This window comes from Bradyrhizobium iriomotense, assembly GCF_018130765.1.
GTDB classification, from domain to species: domain Bacteria; phylum Pseudomonadota; class Alphaproteobacteria; order Rhizobiales; family Xanthobacteraceae; genus Bradyrhizobium; species Bradyrhizobium iriomotense_A.
In genome coordinates, this window is the sequence record NZ_JAFCJZ010000023.1 from 1 (window position 1) to 16,875 (window position 16,875).

The following is a 16,875-nucleotide window of genomic DNA, read 5'->3' on the forward strand; positions in this document are numbered from 1 at the left end:
CTGGCTCTCCGTGGGTTCGAGTGTGGAAACCCAAACCTATCGGAAAGGCCACGCTCACCGCCCCATGGAATCTACGAAGTCTGCGCTCCGTCATTGCGAGTGGGGTACGAGTCCACCATTCACAGGAATGATTGCCAAACGATGGACGACCTCAGCGATCTCATCCCAACCGGGAAAGCCGACCTGGAGCGTGCGCATGCTGCGGTCGATGCCGGTTATCCCAAGGTGGCCCCTATTCTCGGCGAACTTGTCGGCTGGCTTCGCGACTGCAATTGGCCGGTCGCGCGCGTCCTGGCCCCGTTTCTGGCTTCGCTCGGGGCTCCGCTGAAACCGCATATCCGGGACGTCCTCAAGTCCGACGACGACGTTTGGAAATACTGGGTGATCAGCATCCTGATCGATGCGCTCGCGAAGACCGACACCGAGGAGTTTCGCCCCGAGCTTGAACGGCTTTGCTATGCGCCCAAGCCGCACGAAGTCGCGGAGCAGCTGGACGAGCAGGCTCGATCGGTCCTTCAGAAATTTGACTGGTTTCGGGACGATCCCGAAAGACCTCAATTGGATTGATGCCAACATCAGGCACGTTTCGTAGGGTGGGCAAAGCGAAAGCGTGCCCACCATTTCCTGTTCGTCGTAGAATGGTGGGCACGTCGCGCGAAGAGCGCGCCTTTGCCCACCCTACGAGATCCCTCTTCCGTCATTGCGAGCGAAGCGAAGCAATCCAGATTGTCTCCGCGCAAGGATTCTGGATTGCTTCGCTTCGCTCGCAATGACGAAACAAAAAACGCCGGGGCGGTTTCCCGCTCCGGCGTCTTGTACGTTCAGCAGCTGAAACTTAAGCCGCGTTGAAGCCGGCCACCGCCTTCACTTCGAGGAAGTCCTCGAGGCCGTACTTGCCCCACTCTCGGCCGTTGCCGGACTGCTTGTAGCCGCCGAACGGCGCGGTGCGGTCGTTGGGCACGCCCTGAAGGTTGACGTTGCCGGCGCGGATCTGGCGGCCGACGCGCTTGGCGTCCTCGACCGTCGCACCCGAGACGTAACCAGCGAGGCCATAGGGCGTGTCGTTGGCGATCTGCACGGCGTCGGCTTCGTCCTTGGCGCCGATGATGGTCAGCACCGGTCCGAAGATCTCTTCACGGGCGATCGTCATCTCAGGGGTGACGTCGGCGAAGATGGTCGGACGGACATAGAAGCCCTTGTTGACGCCTTCGGGCAGGCCCGGGCCACCGGCGACGAGCGTTGCGCCCTCGTCGATGCCTTTCTTGATCAGCGCCTGGATCTTGTCCCACTGGCCGCGGTTGACGACCGGGCCGATGGTGGTGCCTTCCCCGCGCGGATCGCCGGCCTTGGTCTTGTCGGCGACGGCCTTCGCGATCGCGGCGACTTCCTTCATCTTCGAGGCCGGCACGATCATGCGCGAGGGCGCGTTGCAGGACTGGCCGGAGTTGTTGAACATGTGCATCACGCCGCCGGTCACCGCCTTCGTGAGGTCGGCGCCTTCGAGGATGACGTTCGGCGACTTGCCGCCGAGCTCCTGGCTGACGCGCTTGACGGTCGGCGCTGCGCGCTTGGCGACGTCGATGCCGGCGCGGGTCGAGCCGGTGAAAGAGATCATGTCGATGTCGGGGTGCTCGCTCATGGCGGCGCCGACCTCGGGGCCGAGGCCGTTGACGAGATTGAACACGCCCTTCGGCACGCCGGCTTCATGGAGGATTTCCGCGAAGATCAGCGCCGAGGTCGGGGTGAACTCCGACGGCTTCAGGATCATGGTGCAGCCGGCAGCGAGCGCAGGCGCGACCTTGCAGGCGATCTGGTTGAGTGGCCAGTTCCAGGGCGTGATCATGCCGACCACGCCGATCGGCTCGCGCAGCACCATGGCGGTGCCGACCGGCTCCTCGAAATGATAGTTCTTGAGCACGTCGAGCGTGGTCATGAGATGGCCGAGGCCGGCGCCGGCCTGCAGCTTCTCCGCCATCGGCAGCGGGGCGCCCATCTCGTCGGAGACGGCGGCGCCGATCTCCTTGATGCGGGTCTTGTAGACCTCGATAATCTTCGAGAGCAGCGCGACGCGCTCCTCGCGGCTGGTCTGGGAGAACGTTGCGAAGGCGCGCTTGGCGGCGGCAACGGCCTTGTCGACATCGGCCTTGGAGCCGAGCGCAACCTCGTACATCGCCTCTTCCGTCGCGGGATTGACCACGGCGGTGGACTTCTTGACGGCGGGATCGACCCAGGCGCCGTCGATGTAGAATTGCATGCGATTGACCATCGTTAACCTCTTCTTGGGGGCTTGGAGGGGGCGTTTCGGCAGGCATCCTTGCACGAAAGCGCCGGCAATTGAACCCGCCATATGCGGGGCCAGCGTTGCGGCGGACGCGCGGAATATGGGGCGCGATTTGAGGCGAGGCAAGCGGCCATGGGTCCCGGCTCTGCGTCGCGACATTTCATGTCGCGCCGCGTCCGGGACACAAGATTAGAACGGATGCAAACACTCTCGTGTCCCGGACGCAGCGCAGCGCTTCCCCGGCGATGCGAAGCATCGTCCGGCGCAGCGGTGCGCTGCAGAGCCGGGGCCCATGCGGCCGGTTACCTCGACTACACCGCCATCTTCCGATGCAGCACCGGCGCGCCGGTGGTGAGGGTTTCGGCCGCATCGATGATGGCGTTGGCGTCGATGCCGTAGTGGCGATAAAGGTCCGCGATGCTGCCGGTCTGGCCGAACTGCTCGACGCCGAGCGCCTCGACGCGATGGCCGCGGACGCTGCCGAGCCAGCCGAGCGCGGAGGGATGGCCGTCGATCACGGTCACGATGCCGCAGTCGCGGGGGAGCTGCGCCAGCAGCTTTTCGATGTGGCTGAGATGCTGCACGCCGCGGCGGTCGCGCCGCAATTTCCGCGCGGCGGTCCAACCCGCATGCAGGCGATCCGCCGAGGTGATCGCGAGCAGGCCAACGTCGCGGCGGCTCTCGCCGATGAAGCCGGTGGCCTCGATCGCCTCGGGCGCGACCGCGCCGGTATAGGCGATCACGACCTCGGCATTCGGGCCCGGCTTGCGCAGCCAGTAGGCGCCGTCGGTGATGCCCTGCTGCAGTTCCGGCGTCATGATCCGCTGCGCCTGCTCGATGCTGCGCGTCGAGAGGCGCAGATAAACGGAACCGCCCTCGCCCGGATCGCGCTGCATGTGCTGGAAGCCGAAAGCCATGATCACGGCGAGTTCGTCGACGAAGGCCGGCTCGAACGAGGCGAGCCCGTCCTGCGCCATGCCGATGAGCGGCGTCGCGATCGACTGATGCGCGCCGCCTTCGGGCGCGAGCGTGATGCCCGAGGGCGTTGCCGCCACCATGAAGCGCGCATCCTGGTAGCAGGCATAGTTCAGCGCATCGAGCCCGCGCTCGATGAAGGGATCGTAGAGCGTACCGACCGGCAGCAGCCGCGCGCCGTTGATCTGGTGCGACAGGCCGAGCGCGGAGAGCATGATGAACAGGTTCATCTCGGCAATCCCAAGCTCGAGATGCTGGCCCTTGGGCGAGGCGTCCCAATTGTAGGTCGACGGAATTTTCTCGCTGCGGAATAAGTCCGCCTTCTCCGCGCGCGCGAACAGGCCGCGCCGGTTCACCCAGGGGCCGAGATTGGTCGAGACTGTGACGTCAGGCGACGTCGTCACGATGCGTTTTGCGAGTTCGCTGTCGCCGCGCGCGATCTCGTTGAGCACCAGCCCAAAACCCTGCTGGGTCGACATCTGCGGCGACGGCTTGAAGCTGAGCTGCTGGGGCACCTCGATGACCGGCGCGGTCAGCCTCCGGCCGTCCTGGTTGAACGGCACGCTTGCGAGGAACGCATCGAGCTCGGCAGCGGATTGCGCGAGGCCCTCGTACTTGTCCCATTCATGGCCGGGGCGGATGTTCTGGCTGTCGCGATATTTCTCCATCTGCGCGACCGTCATCAGGCCGGCATGGTTGTCCTTGTGGCCCTGGAACGGCAGGCCGACACCCTTGATGGTGTAGGCGATGAAGCAGACCGGGCGGTCGTGGTCGATGGACTCGAACGCCTCCAGCATGCTCGCCATGTCGTGGCCGCCGAGATTCGACATCAACGCCAGCAGCTCCTCGTCGCTGCGCTTGTCGATCAGCTTTGTGATCGGCCCCTGGTCGCCAATCTCGTCATGGAGATGTTTGCGGAAAGCGGCGCCGCCCTGGAAGCAGAGCGCGGCGTAGAGCGCGTTCGGGCAATTGTCGATCCAGCGCTTCAGCGCCTCGCCGCCGGGCTCAGCAAAGGCCTCGCGCATCAGACGGCCGTATTTCACGATGACGACGTCCCAGCCGAAATTGCGGAACATGGTCTCGAACTTTTCCCAGAGACCTTCGCGCACGACGGCGTCGAGCGACTGGCGGTTATAGTCGACCACCCACCAGGTGTTGCGCAGACCGTGCTTCCAGCCCTCTGCCAGGGATTCGAAGATGTTGCCTTCGTCCATCTCGGCATCGCCGACCAGGGCAATCATCCGCCCTTCGCGGCGGTCCTTCATCCAGCCATGCGCCTTGACGTAGTCCTGCACCAGCGAAGAGAACAGCGTCTGCGCGACACCGAGGCCGACCGAGCCGGTGGAGAAATCGACGTCGTCGACGTCCTTGGTGCGCGAGGGATAGGACTGCGCGCCCTTGAAGCCGCGAAAGTTCTCCAGCTTCTCCCGGCTCTGCCGGCCGAACAGATACTGGATGGCGTGGAACACCGGGCTCGCATGCGGCTTCACCGCGACGCGGTCCTCGGGCCGTAGCACGTGGAAATACAGCGCCGACATGATGGTGGCGAGCGAGGCGGAGGAGGCCTGATGTCCCCCGACCTTGAGTCCATCAGCGTTGGCGCGGATGTGGTTGGCGTGGTGGATGGTCCAGGACGACAGCCACAGCGCCTTGCGGCTGAGAGCGGTCAACGTATCGAGACGGGCGGAATCAACGGGCATGGCAATGCGCTCCCGGAAACAGGTTCTGACGATGATACGCCTGCGGCCGGCGCCAAACTTCTCAATTTTTCGCGCCATACCTCCGATTATTGGGATATTTTACCAACCTAGCCCGCCAGAAACAGGTTTCATCCCAATGCCCGAGCTCGACGCCATCGACCGCAAGATCCTCAGCCACCTTCAGAACGACAGCCGCCTGACCATGCAGGAGCTCGCCGACAAGGTCGGGCTCTCGGTCTCGCCCTGCCATCGCCGGGTCAAGCTGCTGGAGGAGCGCGGCGTCATCTCGCGCTATGTCGCAACCGTCGACCAGAAGGCGCTGGGACTGCACGTCAGCGTGTTCATCTCGATCAAGCTGGCGCGGCAGAAGGAGGAGGACCTCAACCGCTTTGCCCGCGCCATCTCGAAATGGGATGAGGTGCTGGAATGCTATCTGATGACCGGCAATCGCGACTATCTGCTGCGCGTCGTGGCGGCCGACCTCGCCTCCTACGAGACCTTCCTGAAGACCAAGCTGACCCGGCTCGACGGCATCGCCTCGATCGAGTCGAGCTTTGCGCTGAGCCAGGTGAAGTACTCGATCGCGCTGCCGGTATAGGCCCTCACCGCCACGGTTGCACGATGATCTTGGTGTGGACTTCCGGATTGGCGAGATCCGCGAAGGCCTTGGCGACGCCGTCAATGCCGACTTCCGCCGTCACCATTGCCGCGGCATCCACCTGCCCCTCCGCAATCAGGCGCAGTGACGCGGCAAACTCCTCCGGCGTGTAGCCGAGCACGTACTGGACGTTCAGCTCCTTCATGATGCCGAGCATGGGCTCGCTCCTGTCGGTCTCCATGCAGACGCCGACCACGACGATGCGCGCATCGCGCGGCGCGCCTTCGAACACCTGCTGCAACAGGCCGGGCACGCCGACGCATTCGAAGATGATCGCGGGTTTCAGCGCCGGCAGCATCGCCTGGAGCGGCGGCCGCGCCGCCTTCTCCGCCTCGGACATTTGCGCGTGCTCGGCCCAGGTCGCATACGGCTGCGACACCCTGGGATCGACGACGACATCGGCGCCGAGCTTTGCCGCAAGCGCGCGACGCGCCGGGGAATAGTCGGCGGCGACGATCGGATGCAGGCCCTTGATCCTCAGCGCGGCGATGACAGCGAGCCCGACCGGCCCGCAGCCGATCACGAGCGGCACCTCACCGCCGCTTATGTTGGCTTTCGCCACGGCGTGAACGCCGACCGCCAGCGGCTCGGTGAGCGCAGCGTGTTCCGGCGCAAGACCATTGGGCACTTCGAGCAACAACGGCTCGCTCAGCAGCATCGCTTCCGCATAGCCACCGACAAATTCGTTGGAATAACCGATGCCCTTGATGCCCTCCGGCGTCAGCAGCGCAGGCAGCGAGCACACATGCGTCCCAGGCTTGAGCCGACGTTCAGTGCCCGGGCCGTAATCGACGATCTCGCAGCAGAACTCGTGACCAAACACGACATCGCGCGACAAATCCATCGGCGTGCGACCGGTCTTCCTTGCCATCTCCACCATGCGCGGAGCGTGCTGACGCGCATGCAGGTCGGAGCCGCAGATGCCGCAGGCGAGCGTCTTGACCAGAACCTGGCCCTGGCCCGGCTTCGGCTCGGCCATCTGGCCGACGACAATCTCACCGTCCCTGAAAATCGCAGCCCGCATCCGGCTCCTCCCGTGTTGTTGGAGCCGTTGATATCACGAAGCGGGAGCTGCGATATTGCGTCAGGCGTTCGGGGAACGCTCTTCCAGCACCAGGAGCGAGGCGCGGCGGACGCGCTCGCGATGGGCGATGTAGAGACCGCTGGCGACGATGAAGGCCGCGCCGACGATGGTCCAGATGCTCGGCACCTCGCCGAAGATGAAGAAGCCGAGAATGCTGACCCACAACAATTGCGAGTAGGAGAACGGCGCCAGCACCGAGGCATCGCCGTAGCGATAGGCCAGCACGACGATCCACTGGCCGGCGGTCGAGGCGACGCCGATGAAGATGCCGAGCGCGATCGCGGTCCAGGACGGCGTCACCCAGACAAACGGCACGATTGCGGTGAGGATCGCAAGGCCGGTCAGCGAGGAATAGGCCATGGTGGTGACGACGGCCTCGCGGCCGCTCATCATCCGCGTCAGGATCAGCGTGCCGGCCCAGCAGGCCGCCGAGACGACGGGGAAGAACGCAGCGGGGTGAAACGCGCTGGTGCCCGGCCGCAGGATGATCAGCACGCCGATGAGGCCGAGCGCGGTGGCGAACCAGCGTCGCATGCCGACCTTCTCGCCGAGGAAGACGATCGAGAGCGCAGTGACGAACAACGGTGCAACGAAGCCGGTAGCCGACGCCTCCGCGATCGGGAGGAAGCCGAGGCCCGTGATGAAGAACAGCGAGGAGCCGAGCAGCACCGCGCCGCGCATCACGTGCAATCCGAGACGCTCGGTGCGCATCGCGTAGTACGGCGAGGACCGCAGCATCACCGGCGTGAACATCAGCGCGAAGGTGAGAAAGCGGATCCAGGTGATCTCGATCGAGGGCAGGCTGGTCGACAGATATTTCGCGGCGGTGTCGGAGCAGCCGAGGAACACCGTCGACAGCAGGATCAGTGCGATGCCCTTGAAGGGATGATCGACGCGCGCGGGTGCGCGGCGGCCGACATGCTTCTTCTCGGGCATGGGCACGGAAATACTGTCGAGCCTTGCGGCTACGGCTGGCGGCGGGGTCACGGCTGGAACTCGGGAAAAAATGCGATTCGAGTGCAGTCGTAAAAAACGACAAATGCGCCGCTTTCACAACTTCCGAAAACAGGATGCCGATATGCGCAGACCGCCGCGCGCGTAAATACTCCATTAATAATGGGCGTTTGTGCACTACAGCATGGGCAGTCCACGCGGCTTCGGGCCGCGCGGAAACGCCGCATCGAGCGCCAAAATCTCCTCTTTCGTCAGCACGAGATTACCGGCCGCCGCATTCGCGCCAGCATGTTCGGCGGATGACGCCTTCGGGATCGCGAACACCGTATTCGCACGGGTGAGGAAGCTCAGCGCGACCTGACGTGATGTCGCACGACGCGCCTCCGCAATGCGCGCGAGCACAGCGCCGCCCTTGCTGCGCGCATCCGGAAAATCATCGTGACCGAATGGTGAATAAGCGACGACGGCAACATCATGCTGCTCGCACCACGGGATCACCGCATGCTCGATGGCGCGTTCCTTGAGATGATAGAGCACCTGATTGCAGGCGATGCGGCCCTCGCCTGCGACATCGAGGATCTCATCGAGATCGTCGGCATCGAAATTGGAGACGCCCCAGGACTTGATCTTGCCAGCCTTCACGAGCTCCTCGAAGGCGGCGACGGTGTCATCGAGCGGATACGAACCGCGCCAATGCAGCAGATAACAATCGAGTCGATCGGTCTTCAGCCGCTTCAGCGAACGCTCGCACGCCGTGATGGTGCCACGGCGCGAAGCATTGCTCGGCAGCACTTTCGAGACGAGGAACACCTCGTCGCGCCGGCCTGCAATCGCATCGGCAATGACGAGCTCGGCATCGCCATACATCTCGGCGGTGTCGATATGCGTCATGCCGAGATCGAGCCCGCGCTGAAGTGCGGCAATCGCGCGCTTGCGGTCGCCATGGTCGAGATACCAGGTGCCCTGCCCGATGACGGAGACGTTGGCGTTGGTTTTGCCGAAGGGGTGAGTGTTCATGCTTGTTCCTTCAGGTGCTCTAGAGACCGCTGATGTCGGCGACCAGCACGCTGCCGGTCGCTGACTCCGTGATATAGAGCCGATCCTTGTTTTCGCCACCGATTGCAACATTGGTGCAATTCGGCCCTGCGCACGACTTGATCCGCGCGATCAGTTCGCCATTCGGCGCGAACACGAAGACATGGCCAAGCGAGGCATGGCCGACGAACAGGCGCCCCTTCGCATCCATGGTCATGCCGTCAGGACCGCTGGTGCCGAACAGCGAGCAGAAGCGGCCGACTTTCGACACGCTGCCGTCCTTCATGAATGGCAGCCGCCACACCGCATTGTCGCGCGTCATCGCGACGAACAACACGGTCTCGGTTGGATCGAGTACGAGACCATTCGGGCTGATGCCGGTGTCGATCAGGCAGTCGAGCCGTCCATTCGGTGCGAGACGATAGACGCGGCCGCTGGGATCATGCAGACCGGTCTGGCCCTGATCGGTGAAATAGATGTCGCCGTTGGAGGCTAGATGCAGGTCATTGCAGCCGCGGAACGATTCCGAATTGCGCGCGGTCAGGATGGGCTTGATACGGCCAGCCTTCGCATCGAGCTCCATGATGCCATGCATGTAGTCCGCGACCAGGATACGGCCGTCGGCGGCGATCTTCAGTCCGTTCGGCCAGCCCTCATATTCGATCACCAGCGACCATTCGCCGTCGGGCGCAATGCGGAAGATGCGGCCGAACGGAATGTCGACGATGTAGAGATTGCTGTCGCTATCGAACGACGGACCTTCGATAAAGGAGTCCGTTGGCATGCCCGGGCGGTTGGCGTCAGCCCAGTCGGTCCGCTCGCCCTTGCGGCGAAATTTGTCGGGCATCGCGGAGAAGAGCCTGGTCTCGATCAGGCGCGGCGGCGTTTCCAGGTACATCATTGTTGTTATGGTTGTTGGGCTGGCGGGATGCGCGGCAGCATAGGGCACAATGGCGAGCCCGTCGAATGGTAGCGTTGAGAGTGATGGCTTGTGCCACACACACCGTTGTCGTCCCGGCCTAGCGCGCAATTGCGCGCGGGGGGCCGGGACCCATAACCCCAGGGAGAAGTTTGGCGAAGGCTTGCCGTTCGGGACTGATACCGTCCGCGATCGATAGATTCCGCGGTATGGGTCCCGGCCCCCCGCGCGCAATTGCGCGCTAGGCCGGGACGACCACGGAGAGACTTCCTACCCCGCCGCGCTCGCGACCTTCGCCGGCTGCGCGGGCACTTCCGTCGTCGCGATCAGGCGCTTGAGCTCGGGGATGCAGGAGCCGCAATTGGTGCCGGCCTTGAGCTTGGCGCCGATCTCGGCGGCGGTGCGCGCGCCGCTCGCGATGGTGTCGCAGATGGTGCCGCGGCCGACGCCGAAGCAGGCGCAGACGATCGGGCCGGTCGAGGCGGCGCCCTCGCTGGACTTGCCGGACAGCAGCATGCGCCGCTGATCGTCGGTGACCTGATCGGCCACGAACAGGCTCTTCACCACCTCCCAATCGCCGGCGTCGTGCCCGGGCCCGACGAACAGGCAGGTCTCGATGCGGTCACCTGCAAACGAAGCGGCACGATAGACGCCACCACCAAAATCGCGGTACTCGGCAACGTCCTCGCCGGCGATGCCCTCGAGCCAGGCCGGCCAACGGGCGAGGTCCGCGTTGTCGGCGAAGAGATAACCGAAGCCGCCCGCCACCGTGACGCGGGTCCACAACAGGTTCTGCGGCAGATCGAGCTGCTTGCGCGACAGCGCGAAGCCGCGGAAGACGAATTCATAGGGCGCGATCGCGGCCGGCGTGGCTTTGGCTTCCGGCTGGCCCGAGAACGGGTCGGTGAAGGACTGCACCAGCGCGCCGACGCGGCCGTGCGAGGTGTTCATCGCGCTCCAGTGGATCGGCACGAACAGCGTCCCGCGCTGCTGCCGCTCGCTGACGACGGCCTTCAGGATGCATTGGCCGTAATCGGTGGTGATGCGGGCATAGCCGTCATGGGCGATGCCGTATTTGCCGGCGTCATCGGGATGGATCTCGACAAACGGCTCGGGCAGATGCGCGCCGAGCCGCTGGCTGAGCCCCGTGCGCGTCATGGTGTGCCACTGGTCGCGGATGCGCCCGGTGTTGAGCCTTAGGGGACGCGACGGACCGGTCTCGCCGCGCAGCGCCGGCACCTCCGGCGCAATGAAGCGGCCCTTGCGGTCATTGGTGAAGAAACCGCCGTCCGCGAAGAAGCGCTCGCCCGGCGAAGCACCTTCGCGCGCCGGCCACTGCACCGGCTTCAAGGCGTCGAAGGCTTCGTCGGACAGAGAAGTGAGCGCGCTGATGTCGAAATCGCGACTACCATCATTCTCGAAGGCCGAGAGCGCGGCGTGCTCGCGGAAGATATCGGCCGCGGATTTGTAATTAAAACTGTCGCCGAAGCCGAGGCGCTTTGCGGTCTCGCTCAGGATCCACCAATCGGGACGCGCTTCGCCCGGCGCCGGCAGGAACGAGCGCTGGCGCGAGATGCGCCGCTCTGAATTGGTCACCGTGCCCGACTTCTCGCCCCAGGCCAGCGCAGGTAACAGCACATGCGGGCCGGCTTCGACCGTGTCGTTGGAGAGCACGTTCTCGGAGACCACGAACAGCTCGAGCTTCTTCAGGGCGTCGCGAACCATGTCGGCGTCGGGCAGCGACACCGCGGGGTTGGTGCCCATCACCCACAGCGCCTTGACCTCGCCGCGGTTGATGGCCTCGAACAGCTGCACCGCCTTCAAGCCTTCATGCGTGGCGATGCGCGGCGCCTTCCAGAACCGCCTGACCCGGTCGATGTCGGGCGGCGTGAAGCCCATATGGGCGGCGAGCATATTGGCGAGGCCGCCGACCTCGCGGCCGCCCATCGCGTTGGGCTGGCCGGTGAGCGAGAACGGCGAGGCACCAGGCTTGCCGATGCGGCCCGTGGCGAGATGGCAGTTCAGGATCGCGTTGACCTTGTCGGTGCCCTGCGCCGACTGGTTGACGCCCTGCGAATAGAGCGTGACGACCTTCCCGGTGTCGCGGAACATCTTGAAGAAGGTGGCGACGTCCTGCTCGGAAAGGCCGGTGGCAAGCGCCGTCGCGGTGATGCTGCCGGCGATGTTGCGCGCGCGGGCCAGCGCATCGTCGAATCCACTCGTGTTCTGGGCGATGTAGTCCTGGTCCAGCACGCCGTTGTCGGCGAGATGCACGAACAGGCCGGAGAACAAGGCGGTGTCGGTGCCGGGCTTGAGGCCGAGGAACAGGTCGACGTCGCTGGCGGTGTCGGTGCGGCGCGGATCGATCACGATCATGCGCGCGCCGCGCTCCTGCCTGTTCTTCAGCATGCGCTGGAACAGCACGGGGTGGCACCAGGCCGCGTTCGAGCCGACGAAGACCAAGAGATCGGCCTGGTCGAGATCCTCGTAGCAACCGGGCACAGTGTCGGCGCCGAAGGCGCGGCGATGGCCGGCAACGGAGGACGACATGCAGAGCCGCGAATTGGTGTCGACGTTCGCCGTGCCGACGAAACCCTTCATCAGCTTGTTGGCGACGTAATAGTCCTCGGTGAGGAGCTGGCCGGAGAGATAGAACGCAACCGCATCGGCGCCGTCGCGCGCCACGATGTGCTGCATGCGATGGGCGACATGATCGAGCGCATCGCTCCAGGCGACACGTTCGAGCACGCCCTTGCAGCGGATCATGGGATAGAGCAGCCGGCTCTCGAGCCCAACGGTCTCGCCGAGCGCCGAACCTTTCGAGCACAGCCGGCCGAAATTGGCGGGATGGTCAGGATCGCCCGCGATCGCCGCGCCGCCCTTGCCGTCGGGCGTCGCCAGCACGCCGCAGCCGACGCCGCAATAGGGGCAGGTCGTTCGGGTCGCGCGGAGATTTGGATCGATCGCCGTCATATCAAGCCGCTTTCGAAGGCTGCGCGAGCACGCGGCCGAACATCATGTCGGTGCGGATCGCCGCCACCTTGTCGCGATTGCGGATCAGCTCGAGATACCAGAGCGCATCGACGGTATCGCCGATCAGCACCGCGCCGGTGAGCCGGCCGTCGGCGATCACGAGCTTCTTGTAGGTGCCGCGCCTGCGATCCGACAGGACGAGGCTCTCGCTGCCGTCCCCGCCCATGAAGTCGCCGGCGGAGAACACGCTGACACCGGAGACCTTGAGGTTGGTCGAGACCACGCTGCCCTGATAGGCGGCGGGCCGGCCGGCGAGATGCCGTGCCAGCACCCGCGCCTGCTCATAGGCGGGCTCGACCAGGCCATAGCAGGTGCCGCGATGCTCGGCGCATTCGCCGAGCGCGAAAATGTCGGACGAGGAGGTCTGCATCACGTCGTTGACGACGACGCCGCGATTGACCGCAATCCCCGCCTCTTTCGCCAGCGCTACGTTCGGCCTGATGCCGGCGGCGAAGATCACCGCATCGGCCTCGATGCGGCTGCCATCGGCAAGCTCAACGGCCTGAACATGGCCATCGCCATGGATGCACTTCGTGCTGGCATTGAGCAGGATGCGGATGCCCTTGCGCTCGACCAGCGTCTTGAGCAGGTCGGCAGCGGGCGCGTCGAGCTGACGCTCCATCAACCGGTCCATCAGATGCAGCAGCGTCACCGGCGCGCCGGCCTTGGCGAGGCCGTAGGCCGCTTCAAGTCCGAGCAGACCGCCGCCGACCACGACGACGCGCTTCTTGGCGGCGGCCAGCGTCAGCAGCAGGTCGACATCGCGCGTATCGCGAAACGTGTGCACGCCGGCAAGATCGGCGCCGGGCACATTGAGCCGCAGCGGCGTCGAGCCGGTCGCAAGCACGAGCTTGGAATATTCCATGCTCTCTTCGCCCGCGATCTTGAGCTCGCGGCGGCCGGTGTCGATCTCGGTGACGCGATAGCCGTAGCGCACCGTGACGCCGCGATGGCGCCACCAGTCGGCCGGCCGGAGCTCGATCTCGTGCGAGCCGGTCTCCCCCGCAAGCACGGAGGAGAGCAGCACGCGATTGTAAGCGAGCCGCGGCTCTTCGCCGATCACGGCGACCGCGTAGCGGCCGAGCGCGGTCTTGGCGAGCTCGTCGACCAGACGCGCGGCCGCCATACCGTTACCGACGATGACCAGCGGTTCACTCACAAGGCATCTCCTATTCGGCGGCCTGCGCTTGCGCGCCGTAGGCCTCGGACATCATGTAGCCGGACAACACGCCGTAGGCGTCGGTCCAGGCGGCAGCGAGTTCGGGCGTCCAGGCTTCGCCAAGACCCTTTTCGAGGGTCCACAGCAGGGTCGCGCCGACCACGGGGTAGTGCTCGGCCTTGGCGCCATAGGCGACGTGACGCTTGGCGAGCGCCGAGGCCGCGGGAAGGATCGTCTCGAGGTTCGACAGGCCGCCGACCACGGCGGCGAGCATGCCCATCAGCTTCTTGCGCTGCTCGGTCATGTCCTCGGGAAACATCGCGCGCACCGATGGCGCCACTTCGAACAGGCGATCGTAGAACAGCACCGCAGCCTGCTCCGAGATCGGAGCGACCTTGGCGAAGCTCTGTTGAATGAGGGTAATCTGTTCGGGCGTCATGATGTTCTCCTGTCTGTTTCGGTCTGCCTTGGTGCGCGCCGTTGCGAACAAGGTTCATGGGTCAAACGTCATCAGAGAGTCTTCTCCCCGCGTACGGGGAGAAGCGAGATTCGTACCAAGTGTCACACGCGTGCTTCGGCGAGGCCTGCCGCGCCCTCACCCTGCGGGCTGCGACGCAGGTAGAACCACCAGGTCAGGCCGAGGCAGGAGGCGTAGAAGGCGAGATAGATCGCGAGCGCGAGCTGCGGACCGCCGGTCAGGGCGATCGACTTGCCGAAGCCGCTCGGGATCAGATAGCCGCCGACGGCACCGATCGCGCCGATGAAGCCGACCGCCGCACCGCTCTCGATGCTCGCCGTCTTCAGGGCGGCGCTACGTGCCGCATCGCCCTTGCCGCGCACCTTGAACAGGTTCTGCTCGCGGAAGATCGAGGGGATCATGCGGTAGGTCGAGCCGTTGCCGATGCCCGTCGTCACGAACAGGATCAGGAACATCGACAGGAAGCCGATGAAGTCCTTTTGGCCGACGAAATAGAGCGCACCAACCGTCGCAGCCGCCATCGCGATGAAATTCCAGAAGGTGATGACCGAGCCGCCGATCCTGTCGGCGAGCCAGCCGCCGAACGGGCGCGACAGCGAGCCGACCAGCGGACCGAGGAAGGCGATCGAGATCGTCACCGACGGAAACTGCGTCTTGAGCAGCAGCGGGAAGGCCGCGGAGTAGCCGATGAAGGACCCGAACGTGCCGATATAGAGGTACGCCATGATCCAGGTGTGCTTGCGCTTGACGATGGCGAGCTGGTTCTTCACCGAAGACTTCGCCGTGGTCAGGTTGTTCATGAAGAACACCGCGCCGAACACCGCGATCGCGATCGGCAGCACCCACATCAGGCCGGCATTCTGGAGGAAGATGCCGTCAACGGGCGTCGCCTGGAACAGGTTGAAGACGGCGAGCGTCATCAGGATCGGCGTGAGAAGCTGCACGCTGGAGACGCCGATATTGCCGCCGGCCGCGTTCAGGCCGAGAGCCCATCCCTTCATCCGGTCAGGGAAGAAGAAGGAGATGTTGGTCATGCTGGAGGCGAAATTGCCGCCGCCGAGCCCCGCAGTCGAGGCGACCAGCAGCATCAGCCAGAACGGCGTGTCGGGCTGGCTCACAAAGTAGGCAAGTGACAACGTCGGGATGAACAGGATCGCCGCGCTGAAAATCGTCCAGTTGCGGCCGCCAAACGTCGTCACGGCGAACGTGTAGGGAAAGCGGATCAAAGCGCCGATCAGGCCCGGCACGGCAATCAGCTGGAACAGCTGATCGGTGGTGTAGTGGAAGCCCGCCTGCGGCAGCTTGGTGGTCACGATGCTCCAGATCAGCCAGACCGAGAAGCCGATATGCTCGGCCACGATCGACCAGATCAGGTTACGCCGGGCGATGGTCTTACCGCCCGCATTCCAGAACGCCTCATCTTCGGGGCGCCAGTCAGAAATCCACGTCGAATTCTTGGTCATACATTATCCCTTCCAGTCTCACCGCTGCGTCGTTGCAGGCTCAGCCTCCTGTCACGGAGGCGCGCTCCGGGGCTTCACCCCGGTGGCGAGTTCACGATGCTGATTGATGATGTTGAGGGACGTCGTCGTTGGCGTCGCGTAAGGACTCTTCAATTTCCGTGCCAATTGCGCGCATGCTGGAAATACAGGGATTTCAGGACGTTATTCGCGTTGCCCGAAGTTCTTGCAGGGCTTTTTCGCACGCTGAATTTGCGATTCGCTCAATCCTTGTGCGACGCACAAGGATTGAGCTTGATGTCGATTATTTGGGCGCGGACGTTTCGCGCATTAAACTTTGGTTTACGCGGCCTCAACGAAGCGATGACGCTCGTAGAGGAATTCGAGCACACGCTGCCGGCACTTCAGATAGGTGGTGTTGGTCGCGAGCTCGAGCCGCTTGCGGGGACGCGCGAGCGGCACCTCCAGCACCTCGCCGATGCGCGCGCTCGGCCCGTTCGTCATCATCACGATGCGGTCGGAGAGCAGCACGGCCTCGTCGACGTCGTGGGTGATCATCAGGATGGTGTTGCCGAGCTTCTGATGCAGCGCCATCACCGAGTCCTGCAGATGCGCGCGGGTCAGCGCGTCGAGCGCGCCGAACGGCTCATCCAGCAGCAGCACCTTCGGCTCCATGGCCAGCGCCCGGGCGATGCCGACGCGCTGCTTCATGCCGCCGGAGATTTCCGAGGGCCGCTTGTCCCTGGCGTGCGCCATCTGCACCAGGTTGAGATTGTGCATCACCCAGGCGTCGCGCTCGGCTCTCGTCTTGGTCCTGGCGAAGACCTTGTCGACGCCGAGCTTGACGTTCTCGTAAACGGTGAGCCACGGCAGCAGGCTGTGGTTCTGGAACACCACCGCGCGGTCGGGGCCCGGCGAGTTGACCTCGCGGTTCTCCAGCAGCACGCCGCCGGTGGTGGCGGTCGTCAGCCCGGCGATGATGTTGAGCAGGGTCGACTTGCCGCAGCCGGAATGACCGATGATCGAGACGTACTGCCCCTTCTCGATGGTCAGGTTGATGTCCTTGAGCACCTCGGTCGTCGCAGCGCCGCGGGTGAAGATCTTGTCGATGTGGTCGAGCTTCAGATAGGCAGTCATGT

At 64.6% G+C, this 16,875-nt stretch carries 13 protein-coding genes; 2 read left to right on the plus strand and 11 right to left on the minus strand.

Annotation, left to right across the window (positions count from 1 at the left end; all coding sequences use genetic code 11):
* The first annotated feature begins 141 nt into the window (after positions 1 to 141).
* A complete protein-coding gene (locus JQ635_RS30825; protein ID WP_211413554.1) occupies positions 142 to 567 on the plus strand; it encodes a DUF5071 domain-containing protein in 426 nt (141 codons plus the stop codon).
* Positions 568 to 835: 268 nt separating this feature from the next.
* Here JQ635_RS30825 and JQ635_RS30830 read toward each other — a convergent pair whose 3' ends face one another.
* Both JQ635_RS30830 and JQ635_RS30835 read right to left on the minus strand, forming a co-directional pair.
* On the minus strand, positions 836 to 2,266 hold the full coding sequence (locus tag JQ635_RS30830; protein WP_211413555.1) for an aldehyde dehydrogenase family protein: 1,431 nt from the start codon (positions 2,264 to 2,266) through the stop codon (positions 836 to 838).
* A gap of 326 nt (positions 2,267 to 2,592) precedes the next feature.
* On the minus strand, positions 2,593 to 4,956 hold the full coding sequence (locus JQ635_RS30835) for a transketolase (RefSeq protein ID WP_211413556.1): 2,364 nt from the start codon (positions 4,954 to 4,956) through the stop codon (positions 2,593 to 2,595).
* A gap of 136 nt (positions 4,957 to 5,092) precedes the next feature.
* On the opposite strand from JQ635_RS30835, the gene JQ635_RS30840 reads away from it, so the two are divergent.
* Positions 5,093 to 5,554, plus strand: a complete 462-nt coding sequence (locus JQ635_RS30840) for an Lrp/AsnC family transcriptional regulator (RefSeq protein WP_027571162.1) — start codon at positions 5,093 to 5,095, stop codon at positions 5,552 to 5,554.
* A gap of 4 nt (positions 5,555 to 5,558) precedes the next feature.
* Here JQ635_RS30840 and JQ635_RS30845 read toward each other — a convergent pair whose 3' ends face one another.
* From JQ635_RS30845 to JQ635_RS30885, 9 genes are all read right to left on the minus strand, one after another.
* Positions 5,559 to 6,638, minus strand: a complete 1,080-nt coding sequence (locus JQ635_RS30845) for a zinc-binding dehydrogenase (protein WP_211413557.1) — start codon at positions 6,636 to 6,638, stop codon at positions 5,559 to 5,561.
* A 60-nt stretch (positions 6,639 to 6,698) separates the two neighbouring features.
* Entirely contained in the window at positions 6,699 to 7,640 is a 942-nt protein-coding gene (locus JQ635_RS30850; protein ID WP_211413669.1) for a DMT family transporter, read from the minus strand.
* Between the two features lie 189 nt (positions 7,641 to 7,829).
* The gene (locus JQ635_RS30855; protein WP_211413558.1) at positions 7,830 to 8,669 is read right to left on the minus strand and encodes an aldo/keto reductase; all 840 of its coding nucleotides are present in this window, start codon (positions 8,667 to 8,669) and stop codon (positions 7,830 to 7,832) included.
* Positions 8,670 to 8,688: 19 nt separating this feature from the next.
* Positions 8,689 to 9,585: an SMP-30/gluconolactonase/LRE family protein gene (locus tag JQ635_RS30860; protein WP_211413670.1), complete on the minus strand. Its 897-nt coding sequence runs from the start codon at positions 9,583 to 9,585 to the stop codon at positions 8,689 to 8,691.
* Between the two features lie 291 nt (positions 9,586 to 9,876).
* On the minus strand, positions 9,877 to 12,579 hold the full coding sequence (locus JQ635_RS30865; protein ID WP_211413559.1) for a nitrate reductase: 2,703 nt from the start codon (positions 12,577 to 12,579) through the stop codon (positions 9,877 to 9,879).
* Position 12,580: 1 nt separating this feature from the next.
* The gene (locus tag JQ635_RS30870) at positions 12,581 to 13,798 is read right to left on the minus strand and encodes an NAD(P)/FAD-dependent oxidoreductase (RefSeq protein WP_211413560.1); all 1,218 of its coding nucleotides are present in this window, start codon (positions 13,796 to 13,798) and stop codon (positions 12,581 to 12,583) included.
* A gap of 10 nt (positions 13,799 to 13,808) precedes the next feature.
* On the minus strand, positions 13,809 to 14,237 hold the full coding sequence (locus JQ635_RS30875) for a globin family protein (RefSeq protein WP_211413561.1): 429 nt from the start codon (positions 14,235 to 14,237) through the stop codon (positions 13,809 to 13,811).
* Between the two features lie 122 nt (positions 14,238 to 14,359).
* A complete protein-coding gene (locus JQ635_RS30880; protein ID WP_211413562.1) occupies positions 14,360 to 15,739 on the minus strand; it encodes an MFS transporter in 1,380 nt (459 codons plus the stop codon).
* Between the two features lie 339 nt (positions 15,740 to 16,078).
* Complete coding sequence (locus JQ635_RS30885; protein WP_211413563.1) at positions 16,079 to 16,873, minus strand: ABC transporter ATP-binding protein; 795 nt, start codon at positions 16,871 to 16,873, stop codon at positions 16,079 to 16,081.
* Positions 16,874 to 16,875: the final 2 nt, after the last annotated feature.

Coding starts and splice junctions, on each gene's coding strand:
- JQ635_RS30825 (WP_211413554.1), top strand. CDS start 142: ATGGACGACCTCAGCGATCTCATCCCAACCGGGAAAGCCGACCTGGAG.
- JQ635_RS30885 (WP_211413563.1), bottom strand. CDS start 16,873: ATGACTGCCTATCTGAAGCTCGACCACATCGACAAGATCTTCACCCGC.
- JQ635_RS30855 (WP_211413558.1), bottom strand. CDS start 8,669: ATGAACACTCACCCCTTCGGCAAAACCAACGCCAACGTCTCCGTCATC.
- JQ635_RS30880 (WP_211413562.1), bottom strand. CDS start 15,739: ATGACCAAGAATTCGACGTGGATTTCTGACTGGCGCCCCGAAGATGAG.
- JQ635_RS30835 (WP_211413556.1), bottom strand. CDS start 4,956: ATGCCCGTTGATTCCGCCCGTCTCGATACGTTGACCGCTCTCAGCCGC.
- JQ635_RS30865 (WP_211413559.1), bottom strand. CDS start 12,579: ATGACGGCGATCGATCCAAATCTCCGCGCGACCCGAACGACCTGCCCC.
- JQ635_RS30860 (WP_211413670.1), bottom strand. CDS start 9,585: ATGTACCTGGAAACGCCGCCGCGCCTGATCGAGACCAGGCTCTTCTCC.
- JQ635_RS30840 (WP_027571162.1), top strand. CDS start 5,093: ATGCCCGAGCTCGACGCCATCGACCGCAAGATCCTCAGCCACCTTCAG.
- JQ635_RS30875 (WP_211413561.1), bottom strand. CDS start 14,237: ATGACGCCCGAACAGATTACCCTCATTCAACAGAGCTTCGCCAAGGTC.
- JQ635_RS30845 (WP_211413557.1), bottom strand. CDS start 6,638: ATGCGGGCTGCGATTTTCAGGGACGGTGAGATTGTCGTCGGCCAGATG.
- JQ635_RS30830 (WP_211413555.1), bottom strand. CDS start 2,266: ATGGTCAATCGCATGCAATTCTACATCGACGGCGCCTGGGTCGATCCC.